Consider the following 16,792-nt stretch of genomic DNA (forward strand, 5'->3'; position numbering starts at 1 on the left):
GCGTCGCACCCCAGTTATCCACAAGATATATGTGAAATCGGCTGATTCTCGCATTCATTTCGGCTCAACCGCCGCAACAGCGCGCACCCTTTGAGACAGTGATTCTGAGTGACGACCAACTGCGCAACACACCGCACAAGCCTTTGATCGCGGCCTTGCAATGGCGCGAAGACGCCGGTGATGGTCGCAATCGTCCTTGACGGAACCTTCCCGTCTCGCCATACCATATGGTGTGTGGTTCCCCACCAAAGGTGCAAAGCATCGGGGATGAAACAGGGAATGACGTGACGGCGGACCCAGTTAGGGCGCCCATGCGTCAGCCGCCCCCGCGACTGTAAGCGGAGAGCGTGCGCCGGATGTCCACTGGGGAATTCCCCGGGAAGGGCGGCGACCGCAATGACCCGCGAGCCAGGAGACCGGCCACGCTACGGGTGCACGCACCCGGACAAGGAAACAACGGACGGGGTGTTCCGTTGGGGGACCAACCAACAGGCGGAGTGTATCCGCTGGCCCCTCCGACGACCCCCCTTCAAAGATACAACCCTAAGGGGACAGAAAATGAAAAAACTCTTTGCAGTCGCCGCAGCCACGCTGGCCGCAACTCCCGCCTTGGCGCATCACCCACTGGATGGCATGCCAATGGAAACCTTCATGCACGGCTTGATGTCCGGTTTCGGCCATCCGGTGCTGGGCTTTGACCACATGTTCTTTGTGGTCGCGATGGGCATTGCCGCGCTGTTCACCACGCAGCGTATGCTGGCCCCGGCGGGCTATATCGCCGCCATGCTGGTCGGGTGCGGCCTGATGTATGCCGGCGTTGCGATGCCGATGCAGGAAACCGTGATCGTGATTTCGCTGCTGGCTATGGGCGGCATTGTCCTGTCGGGCCGCGCGCTTGGCACCGGCACCGCGATTGCGCTTTTTGCCGCGTTCGGCCTGTTTCACGGCTCGGCCTTTGGTGGCAGCATCGCCGCACAAGAAGGCGGCGTGAATACCGCCGTTCTGCTGGGCTACCTGATCGGTCTGGGCGTCGTTCAATACGCCATCGCCATCGCCGCCGGCTGGGTCGTCGAGAAAATCTTTGGCGCGACCGAAGCATCGGCCATCAACGCGCGACTGGCCGGGGCCATGGTGGCCGGTGTTGGCCTGTTCCTGAGCCTCGAAATCGTCGAAGGCCCGCTGGTTTCTATGATCGCGGGCTAACCTGACCAAATCCGGATAGGCGGCCCCGGCGCGGGCCGCCTTTTTCTTTGCAATAAGGTGCTTCCATGCTGAACAGCAAAATTCCCGCCACGGTCGTCACGGGCTTTCTTGGCGCTGGCAAGACCACGTTAATCCGTCACATGCTTGAAAACGCGGGTGGCAAGCGCATCGCGCTGATCATCAACGAATTCGGCGATCTGGGTGTCGATGGTGGCATCCTGAAAGGCTGCGGAATCGAAGGCTGCGCCGAAGATGACGTGATGGAACTCAGCAATGGCTGCATCTGTTGTACCGTGGCCGATGATTTCATTCCCACCATGCAAAAACTGCTGGATCGCCCAAACGCCCCCGATCACATCGTAATCGAAACCTCCGGCCTTGCCCTGCCGCAACCCTTGGTGCGCGCTTTCAACTGGCCCGAGATTTCCACACGCGTGACAGTCGACGGCGTGGTGACAGTCGTTGACGGCAAGGCCGTGTCCGAGGGCCGCTTTGCCCATGACGTGGCCGCAGTCGATGCGCAACGCGCACAGGACGACAACCTTGATCACGAAACACCGCTGTCTGAGTTGTTCGCCGATCAGGTGGCTTGTGCCGACATGATCGTGGTCAACAAGGCCGACCTTTTGGGCGAGGATGACGCCGCTGCCCTCGTCAGCAAACTAAAATCCGACAGCCGCGATGGCGTTCAGGTTGTCACATCCGTCATGGGCGCGCTGCCGGTCGATGTTTTGCTGGGTCAAGGCATCGGCGCCGAAGGCGACATGGACGCACGTCACGAGGTCCACCATCACCATGATGACGATCATCACGATGATCATGACGACGATCACCACCATCACGATCATGATCACGATGCGTTTGAATCCTTTGTCGTCAGCCGCGATGAAATCACCGATCCCGCTGCCTTTGCCGAACAGCTCGCCAAGGTAATCCGCGATCATGACATCCTGCGCCTCAAGGGCTTTGCGGCTGTGACGGGCAAACCGATGCGCCTGACACTGCAAGCCGTCGGGCCACGCGTCGACAGCTATTTTGACCGCCCCTTTGGCGCTGACCCGCGTGAAACGCGGCTGGTCGTCATCGGGCAATCCGGTTTGAACCGCGATGCGATTGAACAGGCGCTGTCGGCCTGATTTGCCGGGCCTGCGCTTCATTGTTCCCTAAATACTCAATGGCGCCACGCCGCCCCATGCGAAAGGTCTGACACGGATGCACCTGCTGGCCGCCACACCCGGCTCTATCGACGATGGGCAAGAGCCCGTCGATCTGGGCCAGACGCCCGCCGACGTGGTGTTTATCTCGGCAGCGGACACCGACCTTGCCGCGCTGTCGCAGGCGCGCTCGGACATGGCCGCGCCCCCCGGTTTGCGGCTGGCCAATCTGGCCCATCTGCAGCACCCGATGTCGGTTGACCTGCATCTTGATCACTGCGCCACCCGGTCCCGGCTGGTGGTGGCGCGGGTTCTGGGCGGTGTGGGCTATTGGAAATACGGGGCCGAACAATACGCCGCCCGCCTGTATGAGGCCGGTGTGCCACTGGCCCTGTTGCCGGGCGACGACAAGCCCGACGCAGAATTGCGCGGCCTGTCCACGGTGGACGACCAAGATTATGACGCGCTTTGGGCCTATCTGGTCGAGGGCGGGCCGGAAAACGCCACCAATTTCCTAAGCTACACCCGCGCCATGCTGGACGGCGGCGAAAAACCTATCGCGGCCAGCCCGCTGCTGCGCGCGGGCGTCTACTGGCCCGGCGCGGGCGTGGCCGATCTGACGGCTGCGCAGGCGGCATGGCACAAGGATGCCCCGGTTGTGCCTTTGGTGTTCTACCGCGCGCTTGTGCAAGGCGCGGGGCTGAACCCGATCAACCGCCTTGTGAAATCCCTGCTGCGCGCGGGCCTGAACCCGATGCCGGTATTTGTCGCCTCGCTGAAAGATCCGGTTTCGGTCGCCACGCTTGAGCATCTGTTCACCGCCGCGCCACCCTCGGTCATCCTGAATTGCACCGCCTTTGCGGTGGGCTCTCCGCATGATGGCGATGACAGCCCGACCAATCCGCTAACCATGCCCGCCGCGCAAGGTGCGCCGGTATTTCAGGTGGTCTTGGCCGGCTCCAGCGAAGAGGCGTGGGCCGATGGCCTGACCGGCCTGTCGGCCCGCGATATCGCCATGAACGTGGCCCTGCCCGAAGTGGATGGGCGGGTTCTGTCGCGCGCGGTCAGCTTCAAGGGCGAGGCGTTTTTTGACGAGGCCACCGAATGTCCGATCGCGACGTATCGCGCGCAAGGCGACCGCGTTGAATTCGTCGCGCAGCTGGCGCGCAACTGGGCCAATCTGCGCCATACCCCCGAAGCGCAGCGCAAGGTCGCACTGGTGCTGGCCAACTATCCCAACAAGGATGGGCGGCTGGCCAATGGTGTGGGCCTTGATACACCGGCGGGCACGGTTCATGTGCTGCGCCTGTTACAAGACGCGGGCTATCGCGTCACCGATCCGCCCGCTGACAGTGATGCCTTGATGCAGGCCGTAATGGCGGGCCCGACCAACTGGTTGACCGACCGCGCCAGCCGCCACGGCGGCGTGCGCCTGTCGATGGCGGACTATCAGATAGAATACGCCCAACTTCCGTGGGAGTTGCGCGACGCCATGCAAAGCCGGTGGGGCGCGCCCGAGGCCGACCCGTTCTTTGTCCCCTGCGACGTGGATTGCGGGCACTTCGCCCTATCTGTGCTGGAATTCGGCAACGTTGTCGTCGGCGTGCAACCCGCACGCGGCTATAACATCGACCCAACCGATACCTACCATTCACCCGATCTGGTACCGCCGCATAATTATCTGGCCTTCTACATCTGGCTGCGTCGCCAGTTCGGCGCGCAGGCGATTGTGCATATGGGCAAGCACGGCAACCTTGAATGGCTGCCGGGCAAGGCGCTGGCCCTGTCTCAGACCTGCTGGCCCGAGGCTGTTCTGGGGCCGATGCCACATGTCTACCCCTTTATCGTCAACGATCCCGGCGAGGGCACGCAGGCCAAGCGCCGCGCGCAGGCGGTGATCATCGACCACCTGACGCCCCCCCTGACACGCGCCGAAACCTATGGCCCGCTGCGCGATCTAGAGGCGCTGGTTGACGAATATTACGAGGCCGCAGGCGTCGATCCCCGTCGGATCGACTATCTGCGGCGCGAGATCCTGTCACTCAGTGCGGCCACCGGGTTGGATCAGGATGTCGGGCTGACCGGGGAGGATGAAGACACCGACTTGGCCAAGCTGGATGCCTATCTGTGCGAATTGAAAGAGGCCCAGATTCGTGACGGGCTGCATATCTTCGGGCAATCGCCCGAGGGCGTGCAGGAGCGTGACCTTGCGATTGCCCTGCTGCGTGTCCCGCGTGGTGACGGCAAGGGCCACGATGCGTCGTTGATCCGCGCCTTGGCCGAAGATCACGACCTTGGGTTTGACCCACTGGATTGCGACATGGCCGCAGCGTGGACCGGGCCAAAGCCCGCCAGCCTGCAAGAGATTACCACAGACCCATGGCGCAGCAACGGCGACACGGTCGAACGGCTGGAGGAACTGGCGATCCGGCTGATGCAGGGCGAAGCGGACCCGCAAGGGCCGATGAGCCGCGCGGTGATGGCCTATGCCGAAACCCATGTGCACCCCACCCTGCGTGCCTGTGGCCCCGGCGAAGGGGGCGGGCTGCTCACCGCCCTTGCAGGGCGTTTCGTGCAACCCGGCCCTTCCGGTGCGCCGACGCGGGGGCGGTTGGATACACTGCCCACTGGCCGCAACTTCTACAGCGTCGACAGCCGTGCCGTGCCCACCCCAACCGCATGGGCCTTGGGCTGGAAATCCGCCAATCTGCTGATCGAAAAGCACCTTCAAACCCATGGTGACTGGCCGCGCACGATGCTTTTGACGGCATGGGGCACCGCCAATATGCGCACCGGCGGGGATGATATCGCACAAGCGATGGCATTGATGGGCGTCAAACCGAAATGGGATGCGGCCAACCGCCGGGTCACCGGATTTGAGGTGCTGCCCCAAGGTGTGCTTGGCCGCCCGCGTGTGGATGTGACACTGCGCATCTCGGGTTTTTTCCGGGATGCCTTTCCGCAGTTGATCGCGCTGTTCGACAGCGCCGCGCGCGCGGTAATGCACATGGACGAACCCGACGATCTGAACCCCGCCGCCGCCCGCGCCCGCTCTGAGGGCACCAGCGCGCGGGTCTATGGTGCCAAACCCGGCGCCTATGGGGCCGGGTTGCAGGCGATGATCGATGAACGGCTATGGGCCGACAAGGCCGATCTGGCCGAAGCCTACCTGACATGGGGCAGCTATGCCTATGGCGCGGCTGAAGAGGGCCGGGCAGACCGTGCAGGCTTTGAGGCCCGCCTGCGCCAAACCGAAGCCATTGTGCAAAACCAAGACAACCGCGAACACGACGTTCTGGACAGCGACGATTATTACCAGTTCGAGGGCGGTGCCGCGGCAGCGGTCAGCACATTGCAAGGCCAGGACAGGCCAATTTACCACAACGATCATTCCCGCCCCGAACGCCCGGTGATCCGCACGCTGGAGGACGAGATCGGCCGCGTCGTCCGGTCGCGCGTGGTGAACCCCAAGTGGATCGAAGGCGTCAAGCGTCATGGGTATAAGGGCGCGTTCGAAATGGCCGCGACCGTGGATTACCTCTTTGCCTTCGCCGCGACCACGGGGGCAGTGCGCAATCACCATTTCGACATGGTGGAAGCGGCCTTTTTGGAAGACGAGGACACCCGCGAATTTATCGAAGCCCACAACGCCCCGGCCCTGCGCGAGATGGCCGAGCGCTTGCAAGAGGCAATGGACCGGGGGCTTTGGTTGCCGCGCTCAAACTCGGCCCGGGCGCGGATTGAGGCGGCGATCAAAGGCGCAGCCGAATAGATCAGGCATTTGGATGATGCGTCAAATCACTGGCCGGCACGTCAGATCAGCCAGCCCGCCGCCCAGCGGCTCCACCTCGCAATCAAAGGCGCGCGGACCGGGGCGGCGAGGGGCTGTGTCTGTTCCACACTCCAGCTTGGCCAGAATAACCGCTTGATCCCCGTCCAGCCGCGCCACGCGGCAGCCGCTGACCTGCTCGATGGCCGCCACCGCACGCGGGGCTACGGCGGCAGGGCGCGGCGCCCATTCCATGTTCAGCCGGATCGCCTGCGCTCGCCTGCCATCGACGCGCACGTCAAATGTGCTTTTGCCCACAGAAATCCGCACCGGGTCAATCCCGCGAAAGCCCGGACCGGGGGTATCGCAAGCGACCAAGGTCAAAACCAGCAGAACAGGCAGGGCAACACGCATCATGCGGCGCAGCTTGCCGCGCCTTGGTTAACAAACCATTAGCGCAAATTCGGCCTCCTGCCACCCCCGCGACATTCCACCCCAGATACATATCGATTTTGGAATGTATATTATATTCTGAATTTAGAATGTGAATGTTCAGGAGTACACCGATGTCGCAAACTCCAATGCGCCCCGCCGACAGCTATTCGCCGCTATACTTCCTCGCCTCGCTTGGCGCGGGCGGTCTGGTGGTCACGTTTTTCATGTATTTGATGTTCTGGGTGCCCCACGAAGGCCGCCCCGTTCCGGTGTTTGAAGATATCGCAAGCGCCTTTTCTTCGGGCAGCGCGGCCATGCAGGCGGCGATTGTGGTTGCCATGGTCGGCATTGCCGCCATGGCGTTTCTGAACGTCAAATCTCTGATCTGGAACTTTTCTGCCTTCAGCGCGTTTCGCAAAACTGAAGCCTATAGCGCCCTGCGCGCCAGCAACGGGGAAACCACTTTACTGGCCGCGCCCCTTGCCAGCGCCATGACGATCAATGTGGGTTTCATCATCGGGTTGGTCTTTGTGCCGGGTCTGTGGGGGATCGTGGAATATCTGTTTCCAATGGCATTGCTGGCGTTTTTGGGGCTTGGCATCTGGGCCTTTGCCCTGATCGGCGATTTCCTTGGCCGTGTCCTGACCAAAGGTGGGGTTTTTGACGTCACAGCTCACAATTCTTTTGCACAGCTTTTGCCGGCCTTTGCCATCGCCATGGTTGGTGTCGGCCTTGCCGCACCCTCGGCCATGAGCGGCAACACTGTCACCGTCGGGATCAGCCTTGTCCTCAGCACGTTTTTTGGGATCACGGCGATCATCTATACGCTGGTCGCGGCGATCACCGGTTTCAATTCGATGCTGCATCACGGCACCGCGAAAGAGGCCGGGCCGACCCTGATGGTCGTCGTGCCGATCGTGACCGTTTTGGGCATTTTGTTCATGCGCCAAAACCACGGGCTTCATGTGGCTTTCGACGCCCATGGCACACCGGGCGAAACGCTGATCTTCCTGTCACGCCTACTGGCGATCGAGGTGTTGTTTTTGGCGCTTGGCCTGCTGGTGCTGAAGCGTCAGGGCTATTGGTCCGAGTTCATCGGCGGCCCCAAGGCGTCGGCGGGTTCTTATGCTTTGATCTGTCCCGGCGTGGCCTTTTCGGTGATGATGCAATTCTTTATCAACAAAGGGCTGGTCGAGGCCGGTGTGATCGATAAGTTCAGCCCGGCCTTTTGGGGGCTGACAGCGATTGCGATTGCGGCACAGGTCTCGATGATCTGGCTGGTGCTGCGCCTGAACCGCAAACACTTCACCCCACGCGGAACACCTGCGCCAGTGGCGGCGGAATGACCTGACCCCAAAGCGAAGCTTCAAAGGGCGGCCCTGCCCGACCAGCCGCTTGCAGTAAATGATGCACGTTTCACCAGGGGCTCGGAGCGCGATGACCGCTTCGAGCCCTTGCTGGACATGAAATCATGAGCCGCACAGCGACGGGCCGCGGTGCGGCGATCCACCCTCTGGGCTGATGCACTTTATACCAGCCACTGGCGCGTAACTTCTGATCTATGTGCCATGACCAACCCAATCGCCGTGCCGTGGGGGCGGCCCGGCGATGCGCGGCGGGCCTGCGGCCCTTGACCCCGCGCAGGGCAATGTCCCCTCTGCACTGCATCACTTATTGCAAAGGGCCGCCCTGCCCCAGCTGCCCTTTTTTAATTCTCAGGCCCGGTTTATGCTAACCACAGACCGCTTGAGGAAAGGGGCGCACATGATCCTGAATCTCGCTTTGATTCTAAGCTTTCAGCTGATTGGCGAGGTGATGGCGCGCGCCGCGGCCCTGCCGGTGCCGGGGCCTGTGATCGGCATGGCGCTGTTGCTGGCGGCCTTCCTGATCCGGCCTGCCTTGGCGCAACGCGTCCTGCCAACATCGCAAGGCATTTTGCAACATCTGTCGCTTCTGTTCGTCCCGGCGGGCGTTGGTGTGATCAGCCATGCGGATGCGTTAGGCCAGTCCGGTTTGGCCTTGATGGCGGCGCTTGTCGGCAGCACGGTCTTGGCCCTTGCCGCAGGCGCGCTGACCTTTGTCGGGCTGGCCCGCCTGACCGGCAACAAGGCCGATGCCCCATGACAGATTTGCCCGACATCTGGTCTTACCTGCGCGAAGGGCCACTGTTGTGGCTGACGGCCACGCTGATCGCCTACCTGATTGGTGACGGCGCCTACCGCATGAGCCGGCAAAACCCGCTGGTTAACCCGGTGCTGGTGGCGATGCTGTTGCTGGCGGCGGTTTTGTGGGCGACGCAAACCCCCTACGCCACCTATTTTGAGGGCGCGCAATTTGTGCATTTCATGCTGGGGCCGGCAACTGTGGCACTGGCCGGGCCGCTTTATAGCAACCTGCATCGCATGCGTCGGGCGGTGATTCCGATGGCGGGCGCGCTGATCGTTGGGTCCGGCACAGCGGTGGTGTCGGCCCTTTGGATTGCGCAGGCGCTTGGCGTTGAAGGGGCAACACTGGCCTCGCTTGCGCCGAAATCCACAACCGCGCCCGTGGCCATCGGCATTGCCGAACAACTTGGCGGCCTGCCCACGCTGACCGCCGCATTGGTGATCCTGACAGGCATCATCGGGGCGGTTGTTGTCACACCTTTGATGAACGCCCTACGCATCAAGGATTGGCGCGCACGCGGGTTTGCCGTGGGCACCGCCGCGCATGGCATCGGCACGGCGCGCGCGTTTCAGGTAAACGAAACCGCAGGTGCCTTTGCCGGGATCGGAATGGGGCTGAATGCCTTGCTAACCGCCTTGATTGCGCCTTATGTCTTGGGTCTGTTCCAATGAAAGGGAAACCTGCCAGATGACCGATGACAGCGACCGCCACGCCGCCAAAATGGCCAAGAAAAAGGCCGCCCGAGACAAGATCATGGCCACCAAGACCGATGAAAAGGGTCTGATCATCGTGCATACCGGCAAGGGCAAGGGCAAATCCAGCGCGGCCTTCGGAATGATCTTTCGCTGTATTGCCCATGACATGAAATGCGCCGTTGTGCAGTTCATCAAAGGCGGGATGAGCACCGGTGAGCGGGACATGATCCTGTCCAAATTCTCGGACACCTGCAGCTTTCACACCATGGGCGAAGGCTTTACCTGGGAAACCCAAGACCGCGACCGCGATATCGAAATGGCGCAGGCGGCTTGGGAAAAAGCCAAGCAGTTGATCCGCGACGAAACCAACAAGATGGTGTTGCTGGACGAGATCAACATCGCCCTGCGCTATGATTATCTGGACATTAACGAGGTGGTGCAGTTTCTAGCCGAAGAAAAACCGCACATGACCCATGTTGTCCTGACCGGGCGCAATGCCAAGGACGAGCTGATCGAAATCGCCGATCTGGTGACCGAGATGGAGCTGGTCAAACACCCCTTCCGCGCCGGAATTAAGGCCCAGATCGGGGTGGAATTCTGAACAAAATCCTAGGGCTGCGTGATTGCGTGGAACAAACGTTCCGTTCCACGCACATCTTTAACGCGAAAATTCATTTGTCAGACATTTAATTCTGTGAGACGCTTTGACGCAGGGGCAAAGCCCAACAAAAAGGGTGCCCCCTTCAAGGGAGGAATTTCACATGAATTTAAGACCCGATCCAACATTTCACGCGACACCGAAACTGGCGATGGAGGCCCCGGCAGAAACGCTGGCCTTTACCCTGATGCTCAGCCCGGACGGAAGCCAGCCTGACGGTTTGGCGGTGGTTGATGTCGACCCCAAATCGAAAAGCTACGGCCAGATCGTGCATCAGGTGATCATGCCCAACACAGGCGACGAGTTTCACCATTTCGGCTGGAACGCGTGTTCGTCGGCGCTATCGCCCCTGACCGGCCACGCCTTTCTAGAGCGGCGCTATCTGATCATTCCCGGCATCCGGTCCAGCCGCATTTATATCATTGACGTCAAAGAACCGCTTGAAGCCAAGATTCACAAGATCATCGAACCGGAAGAAGTGTTTGCGAAAACCGGCTATTCCCGGCCCCACACCATTCATTGCGGCCCCGAGGGGATCTACGTGTCAACCCTAGGCGGTGGCGGCGAGGATGGCACCGATGGCCCGCCGGGCATGTTCATCATGGATTGCGAAACCTTCGACATTCTTGGCCGCTACGAAATGGACCGGGGCGTGCAGGACAAACAGTATGATTTCTGGTGGAACCTGCCACGCAACTACATGGTCAGTTCCGAATGGGGTCTGCCGCCGCAATATGAAAACGGCATCGTCCCCGAAGACCTGCTGGCCAACAAATATGGTCACAGCATCCATTTCTGGGATTTACGGGCGCGCAAGAATATCCAGACAATCGACCTTGGCGAAAATCACCAGATGGCTTTGGAAATCCGCCCCGCCCACGACCCGGCCAAGGAATACGGGTTTTGCGGTGTGGTTGTGGACACGCAAACACTGGAAGGATCAATCTGGACGTGGTGGCGCAAGGAAGACGGCACATTCGACGCCAAGAAAACCGCCACCATTCCGCCCCAACCGGCGGCGGCGGATGATCTGCCCCCGCTGCTGAAAGGGTTCGAGGCGGTGCCGCCTTTGGTCACCGATATCGACCTGAGTCTTGATGACAAATACCTCTATGTTGCCTGCTGGGGCACCGGCGAGATGCGCCAATACGATGTCACCGACCCGATGAACCCGACGCTTGCGGGCAAGGTCGAATTGGGTGGCGTTGTGGCCGATACCAAGCACCCCAATGGCGGCGATTTCGCCTTTGGCCCGCAGATGGTGGAAATCAGCCGCGATGGCAAACGGGTGTATTGGACAAATTCGCTATATTCTTCGTGGGACGATCAGTTTTATCCCGGTGACGAAGGCGGTCAGATGGTCATGGCCCATGTCGGCAAGGATGGCGGTCTGACGCTTGACCCTGATTTCTACATCGACTTCCCAAAGGGCTATCGCGCGCATCAGATCCGGCTGGAAGGCGGGGACTGCTCGACCGACAGTTTCTGCTACCCCTCCGTCTGACGTATGGAGGATGCAAATACCGCAACGGCCCTTTGGGGGGCCGTTGTGGCCTCGGGCATATATCACGGCGTCAACCCCGGCATGGGATGGCCGCTGGCCGTCTCTGCCGCGCTGATGGAGCGTGGAACCGGCGCGCTTTACAAGGCGCTTCTGGCGCTTGCAGCCGGGCATCTTCTGGCCATGGCGGTGGTGCTGTTTCCGTTTTCGCTGATGGTGACGCTTGTAGAATGGCAGTACCAACTGCGGGTCGGCGCTGCGCTGCTGGTCATCGGGTTGGGGGTGTATCTGCTGATCAACCGGCGCCATCCGCGTTTTCTGGCACGTGTGCCGCCATCACGGCTGGCGCTGTGGTCGTTTCTGGCCGCCATGGCGCATGGCGCGGGGCTGATGCTGGTGCCTATCTATCTTGGCATTTGCGCCACGGCGGAACAGGATATGGGCCATGCAGCGGCGGCCAGCTTGATGGCGGGCGACGCGGGCCGCGCGGTGGGCGTGGCCGTGGTGCATACCTTGGCTATGGCCGGCTCGGGCGGGGCGGTGGCGATGGGGGTATATCACTGGCTGGGGCTGACATTTCTCAAGAAAAGCTGGTTCAACCTTGATACCGTCTGGGCCGTTAGCCTGATCGTTGTCGGCGGCGTTGCCTTGGCGTTGCCGCATTAACGGGCAGTCCCCCCTCAACGCGCATTGACGCCGCAATTTCTGCGCACCAAGCAAATGTGGTATGCAAAGCGATCCAATGCTGGACTTGCCGGGGTGCACCGCTGGTCATATGATCTGACCGGTTACAACAGGATGCCCCATGCCGTTTGAAAGAGTCACGCCAGAAAAGCTGTCTACTGCCGTCACACGGCAGATAGAAAAACTGATCCTTCGCGGCATTCTGCGCCCCGGTGAACGGCTCCCGTCCGAGCGCGAGTTGGCCGACCGTTTGGGCGTGTCGCGCCCGTCACTGCGCGAAGCAGTGGCCGAATTGCAGGACAAGGGGCTTTTGTCGACCCGCGCAGGCGCAGGCATTTTCGTGGCCGATGTGTTGGGCAGTTCGTTTTCACCCGCGCTGATCCGCTTGTTCGCAGATCATGATGAAGCGGTGTTCGACTACATCGCCTTTCGCCGTGATTTGGAAGGGTTGGCCGCTGAACGGGCCGCGCGGCTCGCCTCGGATACCGACCTGAAGGTGATTCAGGCCGTATTCGACAAAATGGAAACCGCGCACAACAAGCCCAATCCCAATGACGAAGCCCGCCTTGATGCAGAATTTCACATGGGCATTATCGAGGCCAGCCATAACGTCGTGATGCTGCACATGATGCGTTCGATGTTCGAATTGTTACAGCAAGGTGTCTTCTACAATCGGCAAGTGATGTTCAAACAACGCACCACGCGCGGCGCGTTGCTGGATCAACACAGGGCGATCAATACCGCGCTTCAGGCCCGTGATGCCAAAGGCGCGCGCGCGGCTGTGATCGCACATCTGGATTATGTCGAAAAATCCCTTGCCGATCAGCAAAAAGCCGAGCGCAACGAATCCATTGCGCGGCAACGCTTCGACCACGAAAAATCGCGCTGACAGCCAAAGCAACTACATCCAATTCATTGAAATTCATGCGCTGAGGCCGCCAAGGCCCTGCAAAACAATTATATTTTTCGCTGAATTTTTACCGTTTGATAAAATTAAAATCCGTGGAATACTACCTCCTATAAAGACAACACAGGGAGGCCCTCGTGAGTGACACCACATTGACCCCGGGTATCAAAGCCGGGCGGCTGGATGCAGCCGCCTATGACGAGAATTTTGGTGATCTGCATCCGCGTCTTGATGATCATGAAGTACTGGTCGCGGCGGATCGGTGTTATTTCTGCCATGACGCCCCTTGCATCACCGCCTGTCCTACGGAAATCGACATTCCGCTGTTCATCCGGCAGATCGCCACCGGCACCGCCGAAGCAGCGGCGGAAACCATCTTGGATCAGAACATACTGGGCGGTATGTGCGCGCGGGTCTGCCCCACGGAAACGCTGTGCGAACAGGCCTGCGTGCGCGAAGCCGCCGAAGGCAAGCCAGTGCTGATCGGGCAGTTGCAACGCTACGCAACTGACACGCTGATGGAGCAAGGCAAACACCCCTTTGCGCGCGCCGTGCGGACAGGCAAACAGGTGGCGGTTGTCGGGGCCGGACCGGCCGGGCTGGCCTGCGCCCACCGTCTGGCCATGCATGGCCATGACGTCACCATCTATGACGCGCGCCAAAAACCCGGCGGGCTGAACGAATACGGCATCGCGGCCTACAAATCGGTCGACGGCTTCGCCGAGCGCGAGGTTGATTGGCTATTGCAAATCGGCGGGATCACGATCGAAACCGGCAAAAGCCTTGGCAGCGACCTGACACTTGACCAACTCAAGGCCAGCCACGATGCGGTGTTTCTTGGCCTTGGCCTTGGTGGTGTCAACGCGCTTGGGCTTGAGGCCGAGGACAAGGACGGCATCGAAAACGCGGTGGATTTCATCGCCGACCTTAGGCAAGCCCGCGATTTGGCCAAGCTGCCGGTTGGCCGCGATGTCGTGGTCATCGGCGGTGGCATGACGGCTGTCGATGCCGCCGTTCAAGCCAAACTGCTGGGCGCGCTGAATGTCAGCCTTGTCTATCGCCGCGGGCGTGACCGGATGAACGCCAGCGTATTCGAACAAGATCTGGCCGCGTCCAAAGGCGTGCGGATTATCACCAATGCCCAACCGGTGGCCATCCATGGCAACGGCGCGGTGCGCGAGATCGAGTTTGAATATACCGACGACAGCCTGACGCCCACGGGCCAAACATTCCGCTTGGCTGCCGATCAGGTCTTCAAGGCCATCGGCCAGACGTTGCAAGGCGATGGCCTGCCCAAACTGGAGGGGCGCAAGATCGCCGTTACGGGCGCAGGCCGCACAAGCGTGGCCGGGATTTGGGCCGGGGGCGATTGCGCAGCGGGTGGCGATGACCTGACCGTGACCGCCGTCGCCGAAGGCCGCGACGCCGCAGAAGACATTCACAGCAGCCTGATGGGCTGAGGCTTAGATAAAACAGGGAGATCAGCGACATGGCCAATCTCGAATCCAACTTCATCGGAATCAAATCCCCAAACCCGTTCTGGCTGGCCTCGGCCCCGCCCACGGACAAGGAATACAATGTCCGCCGTGCCTTTGATGCCGGTTGGGGCGGTGTGGTGTGGAAAACACTGGGCGAAGACGGCCCACCGGTCGTCAATGTCAACGGGCCGCGCTACGGCGCAATCTGGGGCGCCGACCGCCGCCTGTTGGGGCTGAACAACATCGAGTTGATCACCGACCGTCCGTTGCAAACCAACCTTGACGAAATGACCCGCGTCAAACGCGATTATCCAGACCATGCGCTGATCGCCAGCCTGATGGTGCCGGTGGATGAAGACAGCTGGAAAGACATCCTGTCGCGGGTGATCGACACCGGCTGCGACGGGGTCGAGCTGAATTTCGGCTGCCCCCACGGGATGAGCGAACGCGGCATGGGCAGCGCCGTGGGACAAGTGCCGGATTATGTGCAGATGGTGACCGAATGGTGCAAGAAACATTCAAACCTTCCGGTGATCGTCAAACTGACGCCCAACATCGCCGACATCCGCAAACCTGCGCAGGCCGCCAAGGATGGTGGCGCGGATGCGGTCAGCCTGATCAACACGATCAATTCGATCACCTCGGTCGATCTGGACCTGTTCGCGCCGCAACCCACGATCGATGGACTAGGCGCGCATGGCGGCTATTGCGGCCCGGCGGTCAAACCAATCGCGCTGAACATGGTGGCCGAGATTGCCCGAACGCCCGAGCTTGCGGGCCTGCCGATCTCGGGCATTGGCGGCGTCACCACATGGCGTGACGCGGCTGAATTCATGGCGCTTGGGGCCGGCAACGTGCAGGTTTGCACTGCGGCGATGACCTATGGCTTCAAGATCGTGGAGGAAATGATCTCAGGTCTGTCGCAATACATGGATGAAAAAGGGTTCACCACGGTCGATGAACTGGTTGGCCGCGCGGTGCCCAATGTCGTCAACTGGCAGGATTTGAACCTCAACTACGTCACCAAGGCGCGCATTGATCAAGACGCCTGCATCAAATGTGGCCGGTGTTTTGCCGCGTGCGAAGACACCAGCCATCAGGCGATTTCCATGTCAGAGGACAGGGTATTCGATGTGATCGACGCCGAATGCGTCGCCTGTAACCTGTGCGTCAATGTCTGCCCGGTCGAAGACTGCATCACCATGGAGCGCCTGCCCGAGGGTGACGTGGACCCGCGCACCGGCAAGACCGTCAGCGATGATTACGCCAATTGGACAACGCACCCCAACAACCCAATGAAATGCGCCGCTGAATAGTCCTCCGCCAGACACGGCATGGCCGCCTATCAGCACTGCTGGCTTGCCAAGACGGTTCGATCCGTGCAGGTCATGACCCGACCGAAGGATATGACCGAAAGACAGGAGCGGCAGTGACAAGGCGGCTAGCATGATCTGGGTGGCACTTGCCGTATTGGCCGGGCTGGCAGGGCTGTGGCTTTGGGTCACGGCGCGGTACATGGTGCGGGCCACAGATGGCCCGCGCATTCCCCCGCGCCCCGGCACGGCGCTGTTGCTGATCGAAACCCAACAGGCGTTCTGGAGCGAGGCCCATCACGATGCCGCAACCCGCATGCGAGTTGAGGCCGCGATTGCCCGCGAGGTCGAATTGGCCCGACACAAAGATCAACCCGTGATCGCGCTCAGGCAGGAATGGCGCGGACTGGCACCGCGCCTGATCGCCTGCACAACCCGGCACGGCGCACCGTTACGGGGCGGGCCGGATACTGGGCTGGCCGCCCCCTTCCAAGGCATGGCCGATCACGTGATCGTCAAGCCCGTCGAAGACGGGTTTGAAACCGGCGCGTTGGACCAATTGCTTGAGGTGTTGCACGTGGGCCAGCTTAAACTGGTCGGGCGGGACGGCATAGACGCGGTCGCGCGCACGGCGCAGGCGGGCTTGAACCGGGGCTATGCCATCACCCTGGTCCGCGACGCCATAGCGACCAAAGATGCGCAGGCGTTCAAAGCGGTAGAGGAGGCCCTGACCAGCCAAGGCGCACGCATCGGTTAGAGCGTGTCGCGTTTAATCGGTTTTGTATCCTGCTGCCTTGAAGAAGTTGTAGCATTCCTCGTCGGTGAAGAG

14 protein-coding genes and 1 riboswitch are annotated in these 16,792 nt (G+C 61.0%); of the genes, 13 read left to right on the forward strand and 1 reads right to left on the reverse strand.

What is annotated here, in order from left to right:
- The first annotated feature begins 218 nt into the window (after nt 1-218).
- Nucleotides 219-439, forward strand: a riboswitch (cobalamin riboswitch).
- Between the two features lie 119 nt (nt 440-558).
- From HAT86_RS13480 to cobN, 3 genes are all read left to right on the forward strand, one after another.
- On the forward strand, nt 559-1,203 hold the full coding sequence (locus HAT86_RS13480; protein WP_167198766.1) for a HupE/UreJ family protein: 645 nt from the start codon (nt 559-561) through the stop codon (nt 1,201-1,203).
- A gap of 68 nt (nt 1,204-1,271) precedes the next feature.
- The gene (gene cobW / locus HAT86_RS13485) at nt 1,272-2,339 is read left to right on the forward strand and encodes a cobalamin biosynthesis protein CobW (protein WP_167198813.1); all 1,068 of its coding nucleotides are present in this window, start codon (nt 1,272-1,274) and stop codon (nt 2,337-2,339) included.
- A gap of 76 nt (nt 2,340-2,415) precedes the next feature.
- Entirely contained in the window at nt 2,416-6,129 is a 3,714-nt protein-coding gene (cobN, locus tag HAT86_RS13490; protein ID WP_167198769.1) for a cobaltochelatase subunit CobN, read from the forward strand.
- Between the two features lie 21 nt (nt 6,130-6,150).
- Here the strand turns inward: cobN and HAT86_RS13495 are convergent, their stop codons facing one another.
- A complete protein-coding gene (locus HAT86_RS13495) occupies nt 6,151-6,543 on the reverse strand; it encodes a hypothetical protein (protein WP_167198772.1) in 393 nt (130 codons plus the stop codon).
- Between the two features lie 149 nt (nt 6,544-6,692).
- Here HAT86_RS13495 and HAT86_RS13500 point away from each other — a divergent pair, with 149 nt between their 5' ends.
- The 10 genes from HAT86_RS13500 to HAT86_RS13545 all read left to right on the forward strand — a co-directional run bounded on the left by HAT86_RS13500 (nt 6,693) and on the right by HAT86_RS13545 (nt 16,720).
- Complete coding sequence (locus tag HAT86_RS13500) at nt 6,693-7,907, forward strand: TsoY family (seleno)protein (protein ID WP_167198775.1); 1,215 nt, start codon at nt 6,693-6,695, stop codon at nt 7,905-7,907.
- A gap of 418 nt (nt 7,908-8,325) precedes the next feature.
- On the forward strand, nt 8,326-8,685 hold the full coding sequence (locus HAT86_RS13505; RefSeq protein ID WP_167198778.1) for a CidA/LrgA family protein: 360 nt from the start codon (nt 8,326-8,328) through the stop codon (nt 8,683-8,685).
- Entirely contained in the window at nt 8,682-9,398 is a 717-nt protein-coding gene (locus HAT86_RS13510) for an LrgB family protein (protein ID WP_167198782.1), read from the forward strand. Before HAT86_RS13505 ends, HAT86_RS13510 begins: the two co-directional genes overlap by 4 nt.
- Nucleotides 9,399-9,414: 16 nt before the next feature.
- Complete coding sequence (gene cobO, locus HAT86_RS13515; protein ID WP_167198785.1) at nt 9,415-10,023, forward strand: cob(I)yrinic acid a,c-diamide adenosyltransferase; 609 nt, start codon at nt 9,415-9,417, stop codon at nt 10,021-10,023.
- Nucleotides 10,024-10,183: 160 nt separating this feature from the next.
- Nucleotides 10,184-11,584: a selenium-binding protein SBP56-related protein gene (locus HAT86_RS13520; protein WP_167198788.1), complete on the forward strand. Its 1,401-nt coding sequence runs from the start codon at nt 10,184-10,186 to the stop codon at nt 11,582-11,584.
- A gap of 3 nt (nt 11,585-11,587) precedes the next feature.
- Nucleotides 11,588-12,247, forward strand: coding sequence for a hypothetical protein (locus tag HAT86_RS13525; RefSeq protein WP_167198791.1), 660 nt, complete (start codon nt 11,588-11,590; stop codon nt 12,245-12,247).
- A 139-nt stretch (nt 12,248-12,386) separates the two neighbouring features.
- Nucleotides 12,387-13,154, forward strand: a complete 768-nt coding sequence (locus HAT86_RS13530; protein WP_167198794.1) for a FadR/GntR family transcriptional regulator — start codon at nt 12,387-12,389, stop codon at nt 13,152-13,154.
- A gap of 155 nt (nt 13,155-13,309) precedes the next feature.
- Entirely contained in the window at nt 13,310-14,632 is a 1,323-nt protein-coding gene (locus HAT86_RS13535; RefSeq protein WP_167198797.1) for an NAD(P)-dependent oxidoreductase, read from the forward strand.
- Nucleotides 14,633-14,661: 29 nt separating this feature from the next.
- Nucleotides 14,662-15,966, forward strand: coding sequence for an NAD-dependent dihydropyrimidine dehydrogenase subunit PreA (preA, locus tag HAT86_RS13540; protein WP_167198800.1), 1,305 nt, complete (start codon nt 14,662-14,664; stop codon nt 15,964-15,966).
- Between the two features lie 130 nt (nt 15,967-16,096).
- A complete protein-coding gene (locus tag HAT86_RS13545) occupies nt 16,097-16,720 on the forward strand; it encodes a cysteine hydrolase family protein (protein WP_167198803.1) in 624 nt (207 codons plus the stop codon).
- Nucleotides 16,721-16,792: the final 72 nt, after the last annotated feature.

It is taken from the genome of Roseovarius gahaiensis (genome assembly GCF_011601345.1).
GTDB classification, from domain to species: domain Bacteria; phylum Pseudomonadota; class Alphaproteobacteria; order Rhodobacterales; family Rhodobacteraceae; genus Roseovarius; species Roseovarius gahaiensis.

Bases quoted from the DNA above. Each gene is read 5' to 3' on its own strand.
- HAT86_RS13480 (WP_167198766.1), top strand. From the start codon at position 559: ATGAAAAAACTCTTTGCAGTCGCCGCAGCCACGCTGGCCGCAACTCCC.
- cobN (WP_167198769.1), top strand. From the start codon at position 2,416: ATGCACCTGCTGGCCGCCACACCCGGCTCTATCGACGATGGGCAAGAG.
- HAT86_RS13495 (WP_167198772.1), bottom strand. From the start codon at position 6,543: ATGATGCGTGTTGCCCTGCCTGTTCTGCTGGTTTTGACCTTGGTCGCT.
- HAT86_RS13500 (WP_167198775.1), top strand. From the start codon at position 6,693: ATGTCGCAAACTCCAATGCGCCCCGCCGACAGCTATTCGCCGCTATAC.
- HAT86_RS13505 (WP_167198778.1), top strand. From the start codon at position 8,326: ATGATCCTGAATCTCGCTTTGATTCTAAGCTTTCAGCTGATTGGCGAG.
- HAT86_RS13510 (WP_167198782.1), top strand. From the start codon at position 8,682: ATGACAGATTTGCCCGACATCTGGTCTTACCTGCGCGAAGGGCCACTG.
- cobO (WP_167198785.1), top strand. From the start codon at position 9,415: ATGACCGATGACAGCGACCGCCACGCCGCCAAAATGGCCAAGAAAAAG.
- HAT86_RS13520 (WP_167198788.1), top strand. From the start codon at position 10,184: ATGAATTTAAGACCCGATCCAACATTTCACGCGACACCGAAACTGGCG.
- HAT86_RS13525 (WP_167198791.1), top strand. From the start codon at position 11,588: ATGGAGGATGCAAATACCGCAACGGCCCTTTGGGGGGCCGTTGTGGCC.
- HAT86_RS13530 (WP_167198794.1), top strand. From the start codon at position 12,387: ATGCCGTTTGAAAGAGTCACGCCAGAAAAGCTGTCTACTGCCGTCACA.
- preA (WP_167198800.1), top strand. From the start codon at position 14,662: ATGGCCAATCTCGAATCCAACTTCATCGGAATCAAATCCCCAAACCCG.
- HAT86_RS13545 (WP_167198803.1), top strand. From the start codon at position 16,097: ATGATCTGGGTGGCACTTGCCGTATTGGCCGGGCTGGCAGGGCTGTGG.